At 75.7% G+C, this 21,462-nt stretch carries 13 protein-coding genes; 10 read left to right on the top strand and 3 right to left on the bottom strand.

The features are described from left to right. Positions 1-56: 56 nt before the first annotated feature. Entirely contained in the window at positions 57-860 is an 804-nt protein-coding gene (locus G9H72_RS04625; RefSeq protein ID WP_231126428.1) for a hypothetical protein, read from the bottom strand. A 221-nt stretch (positions 861-1,081) separates the two neighbouring features. On the opposite strand from G9H72_RS04625, the gene G9H72_RS04620 reads away from it, so the two are divergent. The 6 genes from G9H72_RS04620 (at position 1,082) to G9H72_RS04595 (ending at position 7,277) form a co-directional block, all read left to right on the top strand. Then, positions 1,082-1,795 (top strand): class III extradiol ring-cleavage dioxygenase family protein, encoded by a 714-nt coding sequence (locus G9H72_RS04620; RefSeq protein WP_166168241.1) that lies wholly within the window; start codon positions 1,082-1,084, stop codon positions 1,793-1,795. Next, on the top strand, positions 1,792-2,700 hold the full coding sequence (gene miaA, locus G9H72_RS04615; protein ID WP_166168238.1) for a tRNA (adenosine(37)-N6)-dimethylallyltransferase MiaA: 909 nt from the start codon (positions 1,792-1,794) through the stop codon (positions 2,698-2,700). The genes G9H72_RS04620 and miaA overlap by 4 nt, the downstream gene beginning before the upstream one ends. Positions 2,701-2,785: 85 nt before the next feature. Next, the gene (locus G9H72_RS22230) at positions 2,786-4,084 is read left to right on the top strand and encodes a gamma-glutamyltransferase (protein ID WP_166168235.1); all 1,299 of its coding nucleotides are present in this window, start codon (positions 2,786-2,788) and stop codon (positions 4,082-4,084) included. A gap of 20 nt (positions 4,085-4,104) precedes the next feature. Beyond that, positions 4,105-4,950, top strand: a complete 846-nt coding sequence (gene dapF, locus G9H72_RS04605; protein ID WP_166168232.1) for a diaminopimelate epimerase — start codon at positions 4,105-4,107, stop codon at positions 4,948-4,950. Between the two features lie 112 nt (positions 4,951-5,062). Next, a complete protein-coding gene (hflX, locus tag G9H72_RS04600; protein WP_166168229.1) occupies positions 5,063-6,574 on the top strand; it encodes a GTPase HflX in 1,512 nt (503 codons plus the stop codon). 244 nt (positions 6,575-6,818) lie between these two features. Beyond that, on the top strand, positions 6,819-7,277 hold the full coding sequence (locus G9H72_RS04595; protein ID WP_331271981.1) for a DUF4383 domain-containing protein: 459 nt from the start codon (positions 6,819-6,821) through the stop codon (positions 7,275-7,277). A gap of 71 nt (positions 7,278-7,348) precedes the next feature. Here G9H72_RS04595 and G9H72_RS04590 read toward each other — a convergent pair whose 3' ends face one another. Next, entirely contained in the window at positions 7,349-7,885 is a 537-nt protein-coding gene (locus G9H72_RS04590; RefSeq protein WP_166168226.1) for a dihydrofolate reductase family protein, read from the bottom strand. Then, positions 7,882-8,499 carry a TetR/AcrR family transcriptional regulator gene (locus G9H72_RS04585; protein ID WP_166168223.1) on the bottom strand — a complete coding sequence of 206 codons (618 nt, stop codon included), beginning with the start codon at positions 8,497-8,499 and terminating at the stop codon, positions 7,882-7,884. The genes G9H72_RS04590 and G9H72_RS04585 overlap by 4 nt, the downstream gene beginning before the upstream one ends. Before the next feature lie 267 nt (positions 8,500-8,766). Between G9H72_RS04585 and G9H72_RS04580 the strand changes: the two genes are divergently transcribed. The 4 genes from G9H72_RS04580 to G9H72_RS04565 all read left to right on the top strand — a co-directional run bounded on the left by G9H72_RS04580 (position 8,767) and on the right by G9H72_RS04565 (position 21,211). Then, complete coding sequence (locus G9H72_RS04580) at positions 8,767-9,120, top strand: GntR family transcriptional regulator (RefSeq protein ID WP_166168952.1); 354 nt, start codon at positions 8,767-8,769, stop codon at positions 9,118-9,120. Positions 9,121-9,240: 120 nt separating this feature from the next. Further along, positions 9,241-12,111 (top strand): ATP-binding protein, encoded by a 2,871-nt coding sequence (locus G9H72_RS04575; RefSeq protein ID WP_166168217.1) that lies wholly within the window; start codon positions 9,241-9,243, stop codon positions 12,109-12,111. Between the two features lie 80 nt (positions 12,112-12,191). Then, positions 12,192-12,368, top strand: coding sequence for a hypothetical protein (locus tag G9H72_RS04570; protein ID WP_166168214.1), 177 nt, complete (start codon positions 12,192-12,194; stop codon positions 12,366-12,368). A gap of 77 nt (positions 12,369-12,445) precedes the next feature. Next, positions 12,446-21,211, top strand: coding sequence for a calcium-binding protein (locus G9H72_RS04565; RefSeq protein ID WP_166168211.1), 8,766 nt, complete (start codon positions 12,446-12,448; stop codon positions 21,209-21,211). Positions 21,212-21,462: the final 251 nt, after the last annotated feature.

The raw sequence follows: 21,462 nt of genomic DNA, 5'->3' as shown, positions 1-21,462 counted from the left end.
CGGCCGCGGGAGCCGGCCGGCGGCGCGCCGGGCCGGCTCCCGCGTACCGCGCGGCATCAGGAGAACGCGGGGTCGGTGACGGGCAGCGAGCCGCGGACCCGGTTCTGCGCCTGGCAGTCCTGGACGCAGTCGGACGCGCCGGCCGAGAGCTCGACCGCGTCCTCGCCGAGGACGCCGCCCATGCGGCCGCCGGACGCGACCGACCAGGTGGACACGGTGTCGGTCTGGGAGAGCTTGGTCGCCACCTGCGGGCTGTCCTTGCCGCGGAAGTCGGTGCCGTTGCCGACGTTGATCTTCCCGGTGAACGGGTTGACGTAGTAGTACATCCCGGCCGCGAGCGTGTGGGTGACGAGCACGTTGCCCGCGCCCTCGGGCTCCATCTGGAAGATGCCGCCGGTGGCGCAGTCCTTGGCCTGGACCTTCATCTTCAGCTCCCCGGAGCCGCGGCGGCGCAGCTCGAGGTCGCTGTCGGAGAGCTTGACCTCCAGCTCGCCGGAGTCGACCGTGCGGCCGCCGAGCTCGGGGACCTTGCTCGCGAACACGGGGGTCCGCACACCGCCGGTCATGTCGGCCGGGTTCGCCGCGCCCGTGAGCGTGTAGTCGTACGTCGCGAACGTCGAGACGTTGACGTCGAACTCGACGTGCTTGCCCCGCACCTTCAGGGTGGAGCCGGGCGGCAGCTGGGCCGGCTTGACCTTCGTGCCGGAGCTGACCACGGCGCCGCTGGGCAGCGTGATGCGGAAGCCGCCGCCGGTGCAGCCGACGCTGGTGGCAGCGCCCGCCGACGAGGTGGGCAGGGTCAGCGCGGCGGCGGCGAGGCCGGCGGAGCCGAGGGCGATCAGGGTGCGGCGCAGGGGCATGAGGTCCTCCAGGGGAAGCGGGGCCGTCGACCGGCCCCGACACGGCCCACCCTGCGTGGCGGGCGGTCGGCGCCGACAGTGGCCGAGGGTCGTACGACCAACGGGCCGTCGCCCCTGGCCCGAGGCCGGCTCGCGGTGACGCCGCAGGCCCGGCGCCCCGGCCACCGCCCCGTTCGGGAGGACCCCGTGCACCCGCCGACCGCGTGCCGCAGAATCGTCCGGTGCTCGTCGCCGCCGCGGTCGTCCCGCACCCGCCCGCCCTCGTGCCGGAGGTGGCGGCGGGCGCGGCTGCCGAGCTCGCGGAGCTGCGCGCGGCGTGCGACCGGGCCGTCGCGGCGCTGGTCGCGGCGGGGCCCGACACCGTCGTGGTCGTGGCCGGCGCCCCGCGGACGGGGACGCTGCCCGCCACCGCGCGCGCGGACCTCACGCCGTACGGCCTCCCGCTGGTCCTCGGCGGTGGCCCCGGCCCGGAGCGCCTCCCGCTCGGCGCGGCGATCGCGACCTGGCTGCTGGACCGGGCCGGCTGGGCGGGCCGGCGCGAGCTGCTCGGCGTGGCGGCGGACGAGCCCCCGGCGGCCTGTCGCGACCTCGGCCGGCGCGCGGTCGCGGAGGGCCGGGTCGCCCTCCTCGTCGCCGGTGACGGCAGCGCCCGGCGCGAGGCGGCCTCGCCGCGCCGACCGGACCCGCGCGCCGTCCCGTTCGACGACGCCACCGCGCGTGCGCTGGGCAGCGCCGACGCGTCGGCGCTGCTGGCCGTCGGCCAGGACGACTCGGCGGCCCTGGCGGCGGGCGGCCGCGCTGCCTGGCAGGTGCTCGCTGGCGCGGCGGGGGAGCGGGCCTACGACGCCGAGCTCCTGCTCAGCACCGCTCCCTACGGAGTCTGCTACCACGTCGCCACATGGGCACTACAGATCGCTGAAGCAGACGTCGCGTGAAGGTCATTGCAGTAGTCGGCCCCACGGCGTCGGGGAAGACGGGGCTCGGCGTGCAGCTGGCGCAGGCCCTCGACGGCGAGGTCGTCAACGCGGACTCGATGCAGCTCTACCGCGGGCTGGACATCGGCACCGCGAAGGCGACTCGCGAGGAGCGGCAGGGCGTCCCGCACCACGTGCTCGACGTCTGGGACGTGACCGAGCCGGCGAGCGTGGCCGAGTACCAGCGGCTCGCCCGGCAGGCCGTCGCCGGCATCCAGGCGCGCGGCAGGACCGCCGTGCTCGTCGGCGGCTCCGGCCTGTACGTCCGGGCGGCGCTCGACGACATGGCCTTCCCCGGCACCGACGAGGCCGTGCGGGCCCGGCTCGAGGCCGAGCTCGCCGTCGTCGGCGCGCCGGCGCTGCACGCGCGGCTGGCCGAGCGCGACCCGGCCGCGGCGGCGGCGATCCTGCCCACCAACGGCCGCCGGGTCGTACGCGCCCTCGAGGTCGGCGAGATCACCGGCCGCGGGTTCGTGGCCGAGCTGCCCGACCCGACGTACGCCGTCCCCGCGGTGCAGATCGGGCTGCGGGTCCCGCGTCCCGAGCTCGACGAGCGCATCGCCCGGCGGGTCGACCTCATGTGGGAGCGCGGGCTGGTCGCCGAGGCCCGGGAGCTCTGCGGGCGAGGGCTGCGCGAGGGGCCGACGGCGGGACGCGCGCTCGGCTACGCCCAGGTGCTCCGCGTCCTCGACGGCGAGGCGGACGAGGAGTGGGCCCGGGAGGACACCGTGCGCACCACCCGTCGCTTCGCCCGGCGCCAGGAGTCGTGGTTCCGCCGCGACTCCCGCGTCCGCTGGCTGGACGCGGGCGCCGAGTCGTCCGGCGCGCTGCTCGGACACGCGCTGGCCGCCGTCGCCGATGAGTGAGCTGACAGCGGAACGTGACGGCGAGGTCACTCGAGACGCCCGGCGCAGGCATGGCCGACGGCGGCGACGGGGTATCCCCCGCACCATGCGCCGGTCCGCGCTCTCGCTCCACGTCCTCCTCCTCGGTGCGCTGTGCACCGGCCTCCTCGTCGTCCCGGCCCAGATGTCGGCCACGCTCGCGGGGCCGGGCCGGGACAACGTCGCCGAGGGGTACGGCGGCGGTGTCTCGTCCCCCGACGCCGACGCCACGCAGGCCGGGTCCGCGGCCCTCGCCTCCGGCGGCAACGCCACCGACGCCGCGCTCGCGGCCGCCGCGGTGCTCGCGGTGACCGAGCCGGACGCCGCCGGCCTCGGTGGGGGAGCGGTGCTGCTGCGCTACGACCCGGCGGGCGGCACGGTCGAGCGGATCGAGCGCTGCGAGCCGCTCGGCGCGGCCACCGCCTGGCAGGCGGCGGCACGCGCGTGGGGGACCGTGCCGCTCGCTGCGGCGCTCGAGCCGGCCCGGGCGCTGGCCAAGGGCCAGCTGGCGGGCGCGCTGGACGCCGTGGCGGCGCAGGGGCCGGCCGCGCTGCGCTCCGGCGCGCTTGGCAGCGCCGTCCGCCGCACGGCTGCGGACGCGGGGATCGCCCTGCCCCCGGCGGCCGCGGCGCTGCCCAGGGCTGCGGGCGCGCGGCTCTACGCGGGCCTCGACGTCTACGGCGGCGCGGCGGGGACGCTGGCCCGGCTGCCCGCGGGCCCGGGCAGCTCGCCGAGCGCGGAGGCGGTGGTCCGCCGCGTGCTGACGGCGACGCCGGACGGGGCCGAGGGCCCCGACGACGACGCCGTGGTCGGGGTGGTCGCGGCCGACCGCTGGGGCGGGGTGACGGCGGTCGCCCTCACCCTCGGGGCCCGCGGCGGCGCCGCACCCGTGTCGGGGGCGGGCTTCGCGCTCGGCGCCGCCACCACGGGTGGCTGCGGCACGGCTACGCCGACGATCGTGACCCACCGGGCCGACCCAATGGCCGCCTCCGGGGAGCTGCCGGCGACGGGGCAGACGGCGTACCTCGCCGCGGTCGGCACGGGGGGCACCGGGCGCCCGGGCAAGGGCGCGACCGCCGGGGTCGCCGCGGTCGTGTGCGGCCGGGTCGAGCGCGGGCTGCCGCTGGACGAGGCGCTGGAGGCCCCGCGCGGCGCGAGGGTGGGGTCGGGCGCGGTGGTCGTGGAGGCCGGGCTGGGCGCCGACGCGGCCCGCGGGCTCGGCCGGCTCGTGGCGAGCGCCGACGGCCCGGAGGCCGCCGCGCTGGTCGCCCTCGAGCTCAAGGACGACGGGCGGGTGCAGGCCGTCGCGGAGCGCCGTCGCGGCGGCGGGGGCAGTGCGGCGGTGGTCCACCCGGACGAGGGCTGACCGCTGGCAGACTGGTCGGCATGCGGGTGATCAAGGGCCACGGGACCGAGAACGACTTCGTCGTGGTGCCCGACCCCGACGGCGAGCTGGACCTCCCGCCCCGGCTCGTGGCCGCGCTGTGCGACCGGCGCGCGGGCATCGGCGGTGACGGCCTGATCCGCGCCGTGCGCACCGCGAAGGCCCCGGAGGTCGCGCACCTCGCCGGCGAGGCCGAGTGGTTCATGGACTACCGCAACGCCGACGGCAGTGTCGCGGAGATGTGCGGCAACGGCGTACGCGTCCTCGCCCGCTACCTCGCGGCGTTCGCCCACGTGGGCCCGGCCGACCCGCTGCCGATCGCGACCCGCGGCGGCGTGCGCCGCGCCAGGTTCGAGCCCGACGGCCAGATCACCGTCGGCATGGGCCGTCCCGCCCTGCTGGACGAGCCGGTCCGGGTCGGCACCGAGACGGGCAGCTGGGACGCGGTCGGGCTGCACATCCCCAACCCGCACGCCGTCGCGTTCGTCGAGGACCTGACGGCCGTCGGCGAGCTGCGGGCGGTCCCCGCGGTCGAGCCGGCCACCGCCTTCCCCGACGGGGTCAACGTCGAGCTCGTCGAGCGGCGAGGCCCGGGCGCCATCGCGTTGCGGGTCCACGAGCGCGGCGTGGGCGAGACCCGCTCCTGCGGCACCGGCGTCTGCGCGGCCGCGGTCGTCGCGGCCCGGGCGGCGGGGCCGGGGGCGCCGAGCCGCTGGTCGGTCGAGGTGCCGGGGGGCCTGCTCGCCGTCACGCTGCTGCCCGACGGCGAGGTGGAGCTGACCGGCCCCGCGGTGCTCGTGGCGACCGCAGAGGTCGGGGAGGGCTGGCTCGCCGCCGCGCTGGCCTGAGCCGGCGGCGCGACTCACGCATCCGTCCGGGGGAAACCGGTGTGACGGCCCGCGCTCGATCTGGGAGCCTCGTCGGGATGATGCAGCCCGCTCGAGACGTTGAGAAGACCGTATGACGAATTCCCCCGAGGCCCTGATGGCCTCCACCGAGATCACGTACGACGAGAGCGGGCTCGCGAGCGACGAGCGGGCGACGTTCTCGGACTCCATCGCTGCTGGCTATGCAGACGACATCGACGGTGTGGGTGTCGACGGCGAGCAGCTCGACCTGGCCGACCGCCAGGCACTTCGTCGTGTGGCGGGGCTCTCGACCGAGCTCACGGACGTCACCGAGGTCGAGTACCGCCAGCTCCGGCTGGAGCGGGTCGTTCTCATCGGTGTGTGGACCGAGGGCACGCTGGCGGACGCCGAGACGAGCATGGCCGAGCTGGCCGCGCTCGCGGAGACCGCCGGCTCGGAGGTGCTGGACGCCCTGATCCAGCGCCGCGACAAGCCGGACGCGGGCACGTACATCGGCTCCGGCAAGGCGCGGGAGCTGCGCGACGTGGTCGTGGCGACCGGCGCCGACACCGTCGTCTGCGACGGTGAGCTGACCCCTGGCCAGCTCATCGCGCTGGAGAAGGCCGTGCAGGTCAAGGTCATCGACCGCACGGCGCTGATCCTCGACATCTTCGCCCAGCACGCGAAGAGCCGCGAGGGCAAGGCGCAGGTCGCGCTGGCGCAGATGCAGTACATGCTGCCGCGCCTGCGTGGCTGGGGTGAGTCGATGTCGCGTCAGGCCGGTGGCCGGGTGGCCGGCGGTGGCGGTATCGGCACCCGCGGCCCGGGTGAGACGAAGATCGAGACCGACCGTCGTCGCATCCGCTCGCGGATGGCCAAGCTGCGCAAGGACATCGCGGAGATGGGCACGGCGCGCGAGACCCAGCGCGGGGCGCGCCGTCGCGGCGGCGTGCCGGCGGTCGCGATCGCGGGCTACACCAACGCCGGCAAGTCCAGCCTGCTCAACCGGCTGACGGGCGCGGGCGTGCTCGTCGAGAACGCGCTGTTCGCCACGCTGGACCCGACCGTGCGCCGGGCCGAGGCGGAGGACGGGCGTCCCTACACGATCGCCGACACGGTCGGGTTCGTCCGCCACCTGCCGCACCAGCTGGTGGAGGCGTTCCGCTCGACGCTGGAGGAGGTCGCGCAGTCCGACCTCGTCGTGCACGTCGTCGACGGCTCGCACCCCCACCCGGAGTCGCAGCTGTCGACCGTCCGCCAGGTGCTGGCCGAGATCGGCGCGGGGGACGTGCGCGAGTTGGTCGTCGTCAACAAGTCCGACGCGGCCGACCCGCACGTGGTCGACCGGCTGCGCCGTGCGGAGCGGGGCTGCGTCGTCGTCTCCGCGCGGACCGGTGAGGGCATCGCCGAGCTGCGGCGGGCCGTCGAGGAGGCGCTGCCGCACCCCGAGGTCGAGGTCGACGCGGTCGTCCCGTACGCCCTCGGCGGGCTGGTCGCGCGGGTGCACGACACCGGCGAGGTGCTGAGCGAGGAGCACACGCCCGACGGCACGCGCCTGGTCGCGCGGGTCGACGCGGGGCTCGCGGCCGAGCTGTCGGCCTACGCGGTGGCCCCGGCCGTCTGAGCCGTCCGAGCCGTCCGAGCACGGCGCGCAGCGCCCGTCCCGGCACGCCGGGGCGGGCGCTGCTGCTCGTCGGGCGGTTTGGGCGGCCTCCTACGGGTAATTCCGGCTGGCGAGACAATGCCGCGTCCTCCGACGCGGCCGCAGCCTCCAGCAGCCGGGGCCGTCTCGTCCAACGACCGCTCCCGCCGCGCGTTCGCCGTCCCGGCGGACGGCGCGGCGGCCATCGCACCGCCAGGAGCCATACGTGTCCACCGTCGGATCCCGTCCCACCGCCCACCGCACCCTGCTGCAGACCGCGGCGCTCGTCGTCGCGGCGACGTTCGTGCTCGTCGGCATCCTCGGCTTCATCCCCGGGATCACCACGAACTACGACGACCTCGGCGGAGCCGGCCACCACTCCGAGGCGAAGCTCCTCGGGGTGTTCCAGGTGTCGATCCTGCACAACATCGTCCACCTCGCCTTCGGCATCGTCGGCTTCCTGCTGGCCCGCACGGTGTCCGGCGCGCGCGCCTTCCTCATCGGCGGCGGCGCCGTCTACCTCGTGCTGTGGCTGTACGGCCTGCTGATCGACAAGGACAGCGACGCCAACTTCGTGCCGCTCAACACCGCCGACGACTGGCTCCACTTCGTGCTGGGGGTCGGCATGATCGGGCTCGGCGTCGTGCTGTCGCGCCGCGCGGACCACACCGCCGACCTGCGCTGACGCCTCGTCCTGGTCTCAGCTGAGGGGCGCTTCGGCGATGGCTGCTTCGCGGAAGCGCCCTTGGGCTGTCCTCAGTGGAGGACGGCGTACGTCGACTGGACGAACCCGCCACCGAGCACCGCCGTGCGCAGGTGCTCGAGGGCGATGTCGGCGTCCAGCCGGCCGAAGAGCGGCAGCCCGTCGCCGAGCAGGACCGGCGCTGTGGTCACGGTGAGCTCGTCGATCAGGCCGTGGGCGAGGAACGAGCGGATCACCTGCCCGCCGTCCACGTAGACCCGGCGGGCACCGGCCTCCTCGATCACCGCCACCGCCTCCTCGACGGTGCGCACGACCCGGACCCGCTCGTCCGCGTCCGCGGGCGCCCGCCCGCTCAGCACGAGCACGGGCCGTCCGGCGTAGGGCCAGTGGTCGAAGGTCAAGGCCTTCTCGTACGTGCCCCGCCCCATCACCAGGCAGTCGACCTGGGCCATGAAGTCCTCGTAGCCGGTCTCGCCGATGCTCTCGGACCGGCCGGTCAGCCAGTCGATGTCACCGTCGCGCCGAGCGATGTAGCCGTCGAGGCTCGTCGCGATGAAGACCGCCCCGGTGAACCGTCGGGTCGCCGTCATGGGTGTCCGTCCTTCCGTGGGGCCGTCGCCCCGGGTCGATGCGGAAGCAGCACGGCGTCGATCGCCGCGCGCAGCTCGTCGCGCAGCGGCGCCTGCCCGGTCAGCGGCCAGAGCACCAGCACGCCGTTGTACGCGACGTAGGCCGCGTGGGCCAGGGACACGACGTCCACGCCGCCGGCCAGCTCGCCGTCGCGTACGGCCTCGGCCAGCAGCGCCGCCAGCTCGGCCTCCACCCGGCGCGCGTTCACCGCCGCGTGCGCCCGGAACTCGGGGTCGGCGACGTCGAGCTGCAGGAAGCCGAGGCTGTTGGCGAGGTCCGCCGGGCCCTCGATGTCGGCGGTCAGTGTCGCGAGCGCGTCGTGCACCGCCGCCAGGGCGCTCGTGCTGCGCGCGCGGCTGCCGGCGAAGCAGGCGCCGGTCGCTTCCGCGGCGCGCTCGGCGAACGCCAGCAGCAGGGCCCGCTTGGAGCCGAAGCGCTGCACGAGCCCGGCCGACGACATGCCCGCCTCGCGGGCGACCGCCGCGAGCGTCGTACCGGCCGGGCCGTGGCGGCGGACCGCTCGTGCCGTGGCGGCGAAGACCTGCTCGTCGCTCGTCGTGCGTGGCCGCGCCACAGCTGCTCCCTCTGATAGTTAACAAACAAACGTTAAGTTACTCGCCATGCCTGGTCGATCCCGCTGCGCCGCCTCGACAGCGCGCGCTCCCGGCCGTACGGTGACACAACGCCTGGTACAACCAGTGCCTGTCCCGCGGAGGCGCGATGCTGTTCACCCCGGTGCCCGCCTGCTCTGCCCTCCGAGCCCGGCCGGGCTCGCCGTGCTGACCTGCCCGCAGGACGGGGCGCGGTGCCGGCACGAGCCGGCCGACCGGGCCACGCCTCCATGATCGCCCTCGACCCGAGCTCACCCGTCCCCCCGTTCGAGCAGCTGCGCGCGCAGCTCGCGGGCCAGGTGCGCACCGGTCAGCTCGCCGCGGGCACCCGGCTGCCGACCGTCCGCCGGCTCGCCGACGACCTCGGTTTGGCGCCCAACACGGTCGCGCGGGCGTACCGCGAGCTCGAGCAGGAGGGGCTGGTGCAGACGCGTGGCCGCAACGGGACCGTGGTGGCGGCCCAGGACGAGCAGCACCGCGCCGCGCAGGAGGCGGCCGAGGCCTTCGCCCGGCGCGCCCGCGCCCTCGGCCTGCCGAGCACCGAGGCGCTCGCGCTCGTCCGGGCGGCGCTCGGCGACAGCTGAGCGGGAGCGCCAGGTATCCGGAACCCCCTTCACGGGCTCCGCGTCGAAGGACAGCCACCCGAACGGGAAAGGCGGAGTGCCGAGGTGAGCGCGTCGCTAGCCTCGCCGCGGGCGTCGCAGGTGGCTGAGGAGGGGGAGCGGGTGGACCTGCAGGTGTGCCTGCTCGGGCCGGTGCGCGTCCTGCGGGCGGGGGAGGCCCTGGCGCTGGGTGGCCCGCGCCCGCGCGCGCTCGTCGCGCGGCTTGCGCTCGCGGCCGGGGCCACCGTCCCGGTCGACACCCTCGTCACGGCGCTCTGGGGCCCGCCGCGCCCGCCGAGCGCGCTGAGCACCCTGCGGGCGTACGTCTCCCGGTTGCGCGCCGGCGATCTCGGCGACGTCCTGGAGAGCCGGAGCGGTGGCTACGCGCTGCTTGTCGACCGCGCGGCGGTCGACCTGCTCACGGCCCAGGACCTGCTGCGCGCCTCCCGGGCGGCCGCGGCCGACCCCGCGCGGGGCACCGAGGAGCGGACGCTCCTGGAGCAGGCGCTCGCGCTCTGCGGCGGGCTCCCGCTGGCCGACGTGCAGGACGCCCCGTTCGCCCGGGAGGCCGCGGCGGCCTTCACCGAGCCCCACCTCTCCGCCCAGGAGCGGCTGGCAGAGCTCCAGCTCGCCGCCGGCGAGCACCAGGCCGCGGTCGAGGCGCTGGCCGCGCTCGTCGCCGCGCACCCGCTGCGCGAGGGGCCGGCGGTGCTGCTGGCCACCGGGCTCGCGCGCGCCGGCCGGGTCCCCGAGGCGCTCGACACGCTGGACGCGCTGCGCCGCGGGCTCGCCGAGCAGCTCGGCCTCGACCCCACGCCACGGGTGCACCGGCTGCGCCAGGCCCTGCTCGTGCACGACCCCGAGGTGCTCGGCCCCGCGCCGGCCGCCCCGGTGCCGGGGCCGACGGCGCCGGACGCGCCCCCGCTCCCGCTCCCGCTGACCCGCTTCGTCGGCCGGCGGGCCGAGATCGGGCATGTGCACGCCGCGCTCGAGGACGCCCGGCTCGTGACGCTGGTCGGGCCCGGCGGAAGCGGCAAGACCCGGCTCGGGCTGGAGTGCGTACGCCGTGGCGCGCCCGGCGGCGCGCCGGCCACGCTCGTCGAGCTGGCCGAGCTGCAGGACCCCGGGCTGGTCGCCGCCGCCGTCGCGCAGGCGCTCGGCGTCTCGACCCGCCAGGGCGCCCTCGAGCCCCTGGTCGCGTCACTCGCCGGGCGCCGCGCGCTGCTGCTGCTCGACAACGCCGAGCACCTCGTCGACGCCGTCGCCGGCCTCGCCGCGGCGCTCCTGTCGCGCTGCCCCGGCCTGCAGCTGCTCGTGACGAGCCGCGAGGCGCTCGGCGTGCCGGGCGAGCGCGTCGTCCAGGTCCCGCCCATGCAGCTCGGCGTCGCGGGCACTCCGGGAGAGGCCGAAGCGCTCTTCGCCGACCGGGCCGCCCTGGCCGCGCCCGGCTTCACGCTCGACGCCGACACGCTCCCCGCCGTGCGCCGGCTCTGCGCGGCCCTCGACGGCATCCCGCTCGCGCTGGAGCTGGCGGCCGCGCGGCTGGCGGTGCTCTCCCTCGCCGACATCGCCGAGCTGCTGGCGGACCGGTTCAGCCTGCTGGCCGCCGCGGACCGGACGGCGCCCGCCCGTCACCGGACGCTGCGGGCGGCGGTGGAGTGGAGCTACGGCCTGCTCGACGACCGGGAGCGTGAGCTCCTCGCGGCGACCGGGGTCTTCGCCGGCCCGTTCGGGCTGGACGCCCTGCGCGGGGTCTGCGAGCCCGAGCTCGGGTTCGACGTGCTGGGCCCGCTGGCCCGCCTCGCGGCGAAGTCGATGGTGGAGGTCAGCGGAGGCGTCGACGCCCCGCGCCGCTACCGGCTGCTGGACACGTTGCGCACCTTCGCGCGTGAGCAGCTGCCACCGGAGCGGGCCGAGCGGCTGGCCGAGGCGCACACCGAGTGGTACGCCGGGCTCGTCGACCGGCTCGAGCCGGAGCTGCGCCGGCCGGGGCTGCTCGCCGCTCACGCCCGGCTCGACGCGGACCGGGCGGACCTGCGTGCCGCCCTGACCCGGGCGCTCGGGCGCCGGCAGCGCCCGCTCGCGCTCCGGCTGGCTGCGGGGCAGGCCTGGCACTGGCTGCGGCGCGGCAACTCGGTCGAGGGGGTGCGCTGGACGGAGGCGGCGCGGGCGCTGCCCGGGGCCGCTCCCGCCGACGTCGAGACCCGGGCGACGCTGGGGGCCGCGATCCTCGCCTACATGGCCGGGGACACGCCGGGCCTGCACGCCCTGGCGGAGCTCGGCGCGGAGCAGGCGGCCGAGGCGGGCGACGCGAGCGCCGGTGCCGTGGCCTACGGGTACTGCGGGTATTGGGAATCGCTCTTCGGTGAACTGGACCGCGCCCCTTCTTACTTCGCCGAAGCCGAGCGCCTGCTCCCGCGCGCGGAGCCGTGGGCGCGGAGCAAGGTGCTGATGACCCAGGGGCAGTACCTGCGCGCCCAGGGGCGCCGTGCGGAGGCGCTGTCCGTCCTCGCCCGCGCGGCGTCCGAGGGCGCCGACTGCGGTGACGTGTGGGCCGTGGGCTCGGCGCGGTGGGTGGCCGCGAAGGTGCACCTGGACCTCAACGACGGGCGGAGCGCGCTGCGGCTGCTGCTCAGCGCGGTGACCGAGACGTACTCCGTCGACGACGTCACCAGCACGCTCGCCGGGCTGCACGTCGCCGCCGCGGCGCTCGCCCTGCTCGAGCGCCACGCAGAGGGCGCCCGGCTGCTCGGGGCGGTCGACGCGCTGGGCGAGCGCTACGGCTACTCCGCCGTCCGCATGGACCCGGTGGACGGCCCGGCCTGCGTCTCCCGCGTCCGGGAGGGTCTGACGCCGCGCGGCTGGGCCACGGCGTACGACAGCGGCCGGGGGATGTCCCTCGGAGCCGCGATCGACCTGCTGCGCGACGTGGCCCGGGCGACGCGCGTCCTCCCGGCGGCCGCCGCCGGCTGAGCCGGCGCCGGGGTTGCAGCGACGTTGCAGCCCCTCGTGCGGGCCGCGGGAAGGACCGCGGGCGGCCAGGCTTCCCGGTCATGATCCGCCTGCCGTCCGCGCTGCTGGGCCTCCCGTCCCCCGCACCCGCCGACCCGCTGGGGCCGCTGGCCGACAGCCTCGGCCTGCCCCCCGGCGACCCGGGCGACCCGGCCGCCCCGTGGCCCCTGCGCCCGTACCCGGCCGTCGCCGACCTCCCCGCCTGGCGCTGGTGCTGACGGCACCGGCCCGGCCCGCCGCACCGCGGGCCCGCCACCGCCCCTTCCCCCCTCTCGTCACCCGCTAGGAGACGGCCTTGCCCACCCGCGCCCCTGCCCACCGCGCTCCTCGCCCGCATCCCGCCCTCCGCTGGGCCCTCGCCGCCGTGGCGCTGCTCGCAGCTCTCGCGGCGATGGGCGCGCTGCGGGCCGGCGCCTTCTCCGGCCCGGCCCGGACACCGGAACTCACGTTCTCGTACGGCCCACCGGGCGCGATCCCACCGAGCCCGGTCCCGCCGGCGGCGGCATCGCCCGACGGGCCCCGAGCCGTGCCGCCGCCGGCCGCGCGTGCCTCCACCGACGAGTTCGAGGCCCCCGCGGTGGCGCCGGGGGAGCCGGTCTCCTTCGACGCCTGCGCGTCGGAGGCGGCGCGGAAGGCCGACGAGCAGCCGCGCTGGGAGTTCGCGGGCGCGGGCGCGTCCCAGCACCGCGAGGGCTGTCGGGCCGATGTCGCCTTCACCCGGCCGGGCACCTACACGGCGACGGTCCGGGTGGGCGACGTGGAGCAGAGCCGGGCCGTCCTGGTGAGCACCGCCGACCCGGTCGCCGTCGCGATCGGGCAGGGGCTGCGCCGCTTCGTCGCGTCCCTCGGCGTGGTCGACGTGGCCAAGCAGCTCGTCGCCGGCATGCCCCTCGTCGGCGAGGCCGCGGTCCGGGCCATCGACGACAAGGTCGACGACTGGCTGGACGAGGCCGACGCGAGGATCGAGCAGGTGTCCCAGCAGGCGGGCCAGACCGTCGCCGGCCTGGACACGCGGCTCGACGACCTCAACGGTGACGGCGACACGACCGACGACATCGACGGGCTCTCCGGCCTGACGGTCGACATCGACGGGACGGTCTCTCCGCACGCCGCCGCGACCTCGTACGACATCACGCTCACGGTGAAGGTCACGGTCGACGCGACGCCGCAGCTCGAGTTCCTCGCGGACGACCTGACGATCGGCGGGCAGCCGCTCTCCGGAGGCCTCACCTTCACCTCGCGGACGGGCTTCGTGCTCCGCCCCGAGCTCCCCGAGGCCGAGCGGTTCGCCATCCCGGCCGCCGACGCGCAGGTCGGCAGCTTCAGGCTCGCGGTGGACAAGACGTTCGCGCCGGGCTCGACGCCGCTGGCCCTGACGGTCGGGCCGCTCGCGGCGTCAGCCACGGGCAGCGCGAAGGCCGACGTGTCGGTCGGCGCCCGGTTCGTGGACCCCGATGCCGACGGCGTCATCGACTACGCGGAGCTGAGCGACCCCACGAAGCTCGTGCGCGTCAGCTGCGCGTCCGGCGGCGCGCAGGTCGCGCTCGACGTGCGGGCGGCGCTCAAGGGGCTCGAGGCCAAGGTCGGGCGGGTCACGCTCGACGACCGCAGCCTCTGCGACGGGGTCAAGGCGCCGGAGCTCCAGCTCGCCGAGATCGGCGACTTCGGCAACGTCACCCCCGTCGACGTCATCAACGCGCTCGCGCAGCTGACGACGGCGCTCAACTCGCTCCAACAGGCGGGCGAGCTCGACCTGCCCTTCGTCAAGGAGGGCCTCTCGAGCGTCGCCCAGCTCAACGAGAAGCTGGTGGCCTTCTTCGTCGACAACGGGCTGACCGACCCCGCCAACCCGATGGCGAGCGTCACCGTCCCGCCGGAGCGGGAGGCCGAGCTCGACAGCCTGGACGAGCTGGTCCCGAAGCTCACCTCCGCCCTCGGCGTCAGCCCGGCGCAGCTGAACCTGCGGTGGGAGGCCCAGCGCCTGCTCTTCGACGTCAAGCAGGCCTCGGACCCGGCGGCCAAGCCGGACGCCGGCACGCTCGACGTCGGCGACGCCCTGCAGAGCGCCGGCCTGGTGTCGCTCACGGGCGGTGCGAAGGCGACGATCGACCCGGCGTACACGGTGAACGTCACGGCCGGCATCGACCTGCGGCCCGGCCTCGAGCTCGAGCAGCGGGCGTTCCTCAAGGCCGGGGACGGGCCCGAGCTCAGCCTGGACGGCGCGGTCACCGCCGACGTCGACCTCACCGGCAAGGCGTCCCTGATCGCCGTCACCGTGAAGGACGGGGTGGACGGCCCGGTGCCGCTGCTGCGACGCAAGGACGCGAGCAGGCCGATGGTCGCCGTCGACCTCGTCGACCGCTCCGGCGACGGCCTCGTCACCCTCGCCGAGCTCGCGGCCGCCGTCGCCGACGCCCAGTCGCCGGTGCGGGTGACGGTCAACGCGACCGTGCCGACGACGGACCTGCTCGTGTCGGGCAGGGTCATCGGCCAGCAGGTCGCCGGAGGCAAGGTCACGCTGTCCTGGCCGGACCTCGCCGACCCGGCGGGCTTCACGGTCACGGCGGACGACAAGTACAAGCACCAGCTGCTGCCGTTCTCGTACGACCCGAAGAACCCGACCGCGATCGTCGGGCAGATCCTCACGTCCGGCCGGGAGATGGTCGTGGCGCTGCGCGACGAGATCGCCCGGGACCCCTCGCTCAAGGCCCGGCTTCCGCTGCTCGGGCGCAGCGTGGCCGACCTCGACCCGCTGCTCGGCCGGCTGGTCACGGCCCTCGACGACATCATCGCCGCCAACGAGGCGCTGACGCTCGCGGAGGCGGAGCAGGCGATGGAGAAGGCGCTGGCGGCCGCGCTCGGCATCGGCGGAGCCACGCCGGACCTCGTCCAGCTGGCCTACACCCCCGCGACAGCCGACAGGCAGGCCACGCTGACGGCACGGCTGACCCTGGGCGCCTGCACCCAGGGGCGGGCCGCCGGCCGCACGGGCTGCACGGTGACCGAGAAGGCGCTCGCGCTGCCGCTCAACCTCGAGCTCGGGGACCCGTCGAGCGCCGGGCTCGCCGGGGTGGGCACCTCCGGCGAGGCGACGGTGGAGTACGACGCGCGCGCCGTGCTGCACGTCGGGGTGCGCCTGCCGCGGGTCGGCCTCGGCAGCACCCCGACCTCGCCGCCGGCCCCGTCCGGCGGCCGTGACCCCGTCCTCTTCGTCAAGGACGACAGCTCCCTGGACCTCGGCGTCGGGGCCACCGTCGGCGCGACCCTCGACGCGACCGCCGGCCCGCTGACGCTGAAGGTCGGCAGCCCGGACAAGCCGGCCACCGCGGCCCTCGCCGCCCGCTTCACGCTGAAGGCGGCCGCACCCACCGGAGCCGAGCTCACCGTCGGCTCCGCCCTCACCAACTGGCTCCAGTCACTGATGCCGCGCAAGGGGCAGGCGACCGTCCACGAGCCCGACGCCCGGCTGCGCGCCGGCTGCCCCGGCGTCACCGGGACCGTCGACGCATGCGCCGTGCTTCCGGTGTACGCCGGGTCCGGCGCGAGGTACCTCGGTGACGTCACGTTCACCGCCCCCGACCTGCTCACCCCGACGGGCTGGACGTTCGACGCCAGGGCCCTGCAGGAGTCGCTGAAGAGCAGCTCGGTCCAGTTCGAGCTCATCCTCGACGGGCTGATCACGCTCGTCGACAAGCTGGCCGCGGCGCTCGAGGCGATGCCGGAGGGCACCAAGGTCCCACTGCTCGGCGTGGACGTGACCGCGGGCGCGGACATCGTCGCCGCGATCAACGAGGACGTCGTCAAGCCGGTGCAGACCCTCGTCTCCCAGCTGCAGTCGCAGAGCACGGCCGGCGCGCTGCGCGAGCGGACGCTCGCCGTCCTCGGCCGGCTCCCCGTCCTGCGTGCGAACGAGCAGGTCACGGTCCTGCTCGAGTGCCAGAAGGGCGCCGGGGTCGGAGCCTGCGCGGACACGGACTCCGTCACGACGCTGCACCGCTTCGAGGTCAAGCTGCCCATCGGCACGGCCGTGCAGGGCGAGGCGCCCGCGTTCGACGTCGGGTTCCCCGGCCTGCGCCTGAAGACCGCAGGCGCCGTGTCGGGCAAGGCGTCCTTCGAGCTCGACCTCGGCTTCGGCGTGGACCGCGCCAACGGGTTCTACGTCGCGACCGACAGCACCAGGCCCGAGCTGCGGGTCAAGGCGTCCGGCGCGCTGCCGAACGCGAGCGGCCCGGACAACGACCTGGCCGCCGAGATCGCCTTCCTCCCGATCAGCCTGGAGGACCGCAACCCCGGTGAGGACCTCTCCGTCGCCGTCAACGTCGACCTGGTCGGCGCGGGAGCCGGCGGCCGCTTCCCGGTCCAGCAGCTCGGGGCCGCGCAGCTGCTCACCAGCGTGGAGGCCAAGGGCGTGCTGAGCCTCGGGCTGGCCACCGCCGTCTCCGGCAAGTCCTCGCTGCCCAAGCTCAAGGCGCACCTGCTCATCCAGGGATCCTTCGCCTGGGCGACGAACGGCACCCGCGTCGACAACGACTTCACCATCAGGTTCAACGACGTCACCTTCGACATGGGCAGCGTCCTGCGGGACTTCCTCAAGCCCGTGGCGGGCGACCTGCGCAAGTATCTCTCGCCGATCGAGCCGACCATCGAGGCGCTGGACAAGCCCATCCCGGGCGTGGCGGAGGCGGCCCGGTGGGTCGGCAAGCCGGCCCCGACCTGGCTCGAGCTCTTCGAGGCGGTGGACAAGCTCAACACGCGGCCCGGCGAGGTGAGCGGGCTCCAGGTCGTCAAGCGGGTGAAGACCCTGGTCACCCTGGTGAAGGCGCTCGACACCACCGCAGGAGCGGCCGGGGAGATCCCGCTGGGGTCGTTCACCGTCAGCACGTCCGCGGCGCAGAAGCCCGTCCCGGGCGACCAGGCCGACGACCTGATCGCCGGCTCCACCGTGGTGTCGGGGCCCGGAGGCAGCAAGAAGGTCTTCGACCGGCTCGCCTTCGACAAGAAGGCGGCCCTGGACGCGGCCCGCACCGACGGCGGGTTCACCTTCCCGGCCTTCGACGAGCCGTCCCAGCTGTTCGGGATGCTGCTCGGCAAGGACGTCACCCTCGTCCACTTCGACGCCGGCCGGCTCGCGATCGAGCGCGGCTTCCAGTTCTCGTTCCCCATCGGCCCGTTCAAGCTGCACATCGGCGGCGCCGCCGGGGTCGAGGGCCACTTCGCCGCGGGCTATGACACCTACGGCATCCGCAAGGCCTACCAGGTGCTCAACGACGACGACCCCACGAACAACGGCGTCTGGAACGTCTCGGAGGGGCTGCTCCAGGGCCTCTACCTCGACGACCTCGACAAGTCCGGCAAGGACGTCCCGGAGATCACCTTCTGGGCCGAGCTGACGGCCGGCGCCTCGATCGGGGTGCCCGGGCTGTCCGTGGGGGCCGAGGGCGGCATCCGCGGGCAGGTCGACGTCAACCTGCGCGACGACGACGGCAAGGTGCGGTTCGAGGACATCGGGCGCCAGCTCAAGATCAACCGGAACCCGATATGCATGTTCAACGCTTCAGCAAAGATCAGTGCGTTCATCCGAGCCGTGGTGGACACGCCGTTCGGTGACATCAAGTACCCCATCGCCAATGCGGTGATCCTCGACGAGCCCGACCTGCTCGACTGGTGCAGCACCCCGCAGGGGCAGGAGGAGCCGAAGACGGCGAAGCGCTACCCCGACGGCTCCCTGGTGCTCCGGACGGGCGCCGAGTCGGAGGCCTTCTTCATCACCCAGACCGCGCCGGGCGTGGTCAGGGTCAACGGCAAGGGGGTCCAGGAGGAGTTCGAGGGCGTCAACCGCGTGCTGGGCAGCCTCGACGGCGGTGACGACGTGGTCGAGGTCGTCCAGAGCAGCGACGTGACCCACCGGCTCGACGTCGTCCTCTGCGGGGGCCGCGGCAACGACCGGCTGCACGCCTCCACCGGCGTCGCCGCGCTGCACGGCGACAACGGGCCCGGCTTCGAGGTCGTCGACGACGAGGGCAAGCCGGAGAGGACCGCCTGCGCTCCCGCCGGCAGCGGCGGCCGGGACGACCTGCGCGGGGGCGGGCTCGGCGACACGCTCGACGGCGGCCCGGGGCCGGACACCCTCGACGGCGGCGCCGGCGACGACGCCCTCGACGGCGGCGCCGACAACGACAACCTGCGCGGCGGTCTCGGGCGCGACAGCGTCAAGGGCGGCAGCGGCACCGAGGACGTGACCGACTACAGCGACCACGACCAGGGCATCCGCATCACCCTGCCGTCGCGGGACGACGAGGAGGACGCCAACGACGCCGTCGAGACCGTCATCGGCACCAACGGCGACGACACCATCGTCGCCCCGGACGACCGGCAGGTCCGCATCGACGGCGGGCCGGGCAACGACACGATCGTCGGGGGCGCCTCGACCGACCTGCTGTTCGGCGGCCTCGGCAACGACACCCTCAGCGGCGGCCAGGGGAGCAACTCGCTGTTCGGCGGCCTCGGGGACGACCGCTGGGTCGACGGCCAGGGCATGGACACCTTCTCCGGGCAGGACGACCACGACACCGCGGACTACAGCGCCGCGGCCGCGCCGGTGACGGTCCGGCTCGACCGGCTGCAGAACGACAGCGTCGAGGGTGGCTCGCCCGACAACGTGCTCGACGCCGAGCGGGTCCTCGGCGGGGCGTACGACGACGCGCTGCGCGGCAGCGGGCTGGACGAGGAGCTGCGCGGCAACGGCGGGAACGACCTGGTCGAGGGTGGGCCGGGGGACGACCGGCTCCTCGGCGGCCCCGGCCGCGACGTGCTCACCGGCGACGCCGGCGCGGACGCGATCGACGGCGAGGCCGGCGACGACCGGGTCGAGGGCGGCAAGGGCGCCGACGACCTGCACGGAGGCGCCGACTACGACCTGGCCGACTACTCGGACCGGACGAGCGACCTGCACATCGACAAGGACGGCGTGGCCGACGACGGGGCACGCGAGGACGCCCGGGCCGGCGGGGCGTACGCCGCGGACAACGTCCACACCGACCTCGAGCACATCCGCACCGGCTCCGGCAACGACGACGTCTGGGGTTGGAGCGGCCACGACTTCCTCGAGACCCAGCAGGGCGACGACGACCTGCAGGGCAACGGGGGCGCCGACCGTTTCGAGGCCGGGGAGGGCAAGGACGAGCTCTACGACGTGGAGCACAACAAGCGCGACACGGACACGGCCGACGACGCCTTCTTCGCCGGCCCCGGGGACGACTACGTCCGCGGCGACGGAGGCAGCGACACCGTCGAGGCCGGCGACGGCGACGACAGGGTCGACACCGGGGCCGGCCGGGACACGGTCCGCGGCGGCGCGGGCGGCGACGAGATCCGTGCCGGCGCCGGCGACGACACCGTGCACGCCGGGCCGGGCGAGAACAGCGTCTTCGCCCAGGACGGCGACGACACGGTGGTCGGCGGCCCCGACGTCGACCGCATCCGGGGGGAGAAGGGCTCGGACACGATCGATGCCGGCGACGGGGACAACAGCGTCTACGGCGACGACGGCCAGCCCGGCTCCACCGGCGACGGCCCCAACACGATCACCGGCGGCAGCGGCCGGGACGTGGTGTACGGCGGTGACGCCCGCGACGTGGTGACCACCAACGGCGGTGGCGACTCGGTCTGGGGCTACCCCGGGGACGACGTCATCGTCACCGGGGAGGGCGACGACTGGCTGTACGGCGGCAAGGGCGAGGACCTGCTCGACGCCGGGGTCGGCGACGACGACCTCACCGGCGACGAGGGCGACGACCGGCTGCTGGGCGGCCCGGGGCGCGAGTACCTGCGCGGCCGTGACGGCGACGACGTGCTGCTCGGCGGGCCGGGCGACGACAAGCTCGAGGGCGACGCCGGCGACGACGTGATGGACGGTGGTGCCAACGCCGACGACTACTCCGGTGGGAGCGGCGTCGACACGGTCTCGTACGCCGAGCACCGCTTGCCGCTGCTCGTCCGCATGGACGGAAACGCCCGGGACGGCAGCGAGGAGGACGCGGCCATGTCGGGCGCGGACCGCACCCGGCGGGACTGGCTGTGGGGCGGCTTCGAGGTCGTCGTCGGAACGCCGCTCGGCGACACGATCCGGCTCGAGAACGACAACGAGCTGCCGGTCATGACGATCGACGGCGGCGACGGCGACGACACGCTGGCGGCCGGCGACCGCGCGGTGGAGACCACGCTCACGCTGCTCGGCGGGCCGGGCAGGGACACCCTGGCCGGCGGCCCGCTGGCCGACGTGCTCGACGGCGGCCCGGGCGACGACTCCGAGTCCGGTGGCGCCGGGCCCGACCGGTTCGTCCAGGGCGGGGCCCCGAACGGCGCGGACACGCTGACGGGTGGCGCCGACGTCGACGTGGCCGACTACTCCGGCCGCGCGGTCGGGTCCGTCAGGGTGACGCCGGACGACGTCGCCGACGACGGCGCCGCGGGGGAGTCGGACGACGTCCGCTCCGACGTCGAGGGCTCCCGGCTCGGCCAGGTCGTGCCGCCGCCCCCGCCGCCGCCGGTCGACCCGACCCCCGCACCCACCCAGCCGCAGCCGCAGCCGACGCAGGTGCCGCCCCCGCCCGCGCCGCCGACGCAGGGCCCGCCGCCCCCGCCGGGGACGCAGGCCCCGCCGCCTCCGCCGCCCGGGCCGCAGCCGACCCCGTCGCAGACGGCGGTGCCGCAGCCCGCGACGGTCAAGGTCTCGGTCAAGCCCGCGGCGGTCGCGGAGGGCAGGCCCGGCAGGAAGGCCAGGATGACGTTCGTCGTCTCGCTGTCGGCCCCGGCCCGGTCGACGGTGACGGTGCGCTGGGCAGCGGCCGGCCTGACCGCCACGGCCGGGAAGGACTTCGTCAAGGCGGGAGGGACGGTCACCTTCCGCAAGGGGCAGCGGGCAGCGGCGGTGACGGTCCTGGTGCTGGGGGACAAGGCCAAGGAGAAGAACGAGACCCTCCGCCTCACGCTCTCCAGGCCCGCGGGCGCCGTGCTCGGCGCGAAGGCCGCGGTGGGCACCATCCGCAACGACGACCGGTAGGGCGCGTCACCTGACGTCCCCGAGGTGGTCCCCGGCCCTGCAGCCGGGCCCGCGCCGCACCCCGCGGCGCAGGCCCGGCTGTCGCGGTTCCCGGGGCCCTTGAGCCGGGCCGGCCTCCGGCTCAAGCCCGGGGCAAGCAGGGCTCAAGCGGGGCGCGGCACGGTGCGGCCATGAGCTGCGGACGTACGCCGGGGAGCAGGGGGGCCGGCACCCTTGCCGCCCGCCCCGCCATGACGCGGGCCGCCGTATCA

The organism is Motilibacter aurantiacus, assembly GCF_011250645.1.
In the GTDB taxonomy this organism is placed as follows: domain Bacteria; phylum Actinomycetota; class Actinomycetes; order Motilibacterales; family Motilibacteraceae; genus Motilibacter_A; species Motilibacter_A aurantiacus.
Note: the sequence above shows the minus strand (reverse complement) of the source record. Positions and strands in the feature narration are given on the sequence as shown.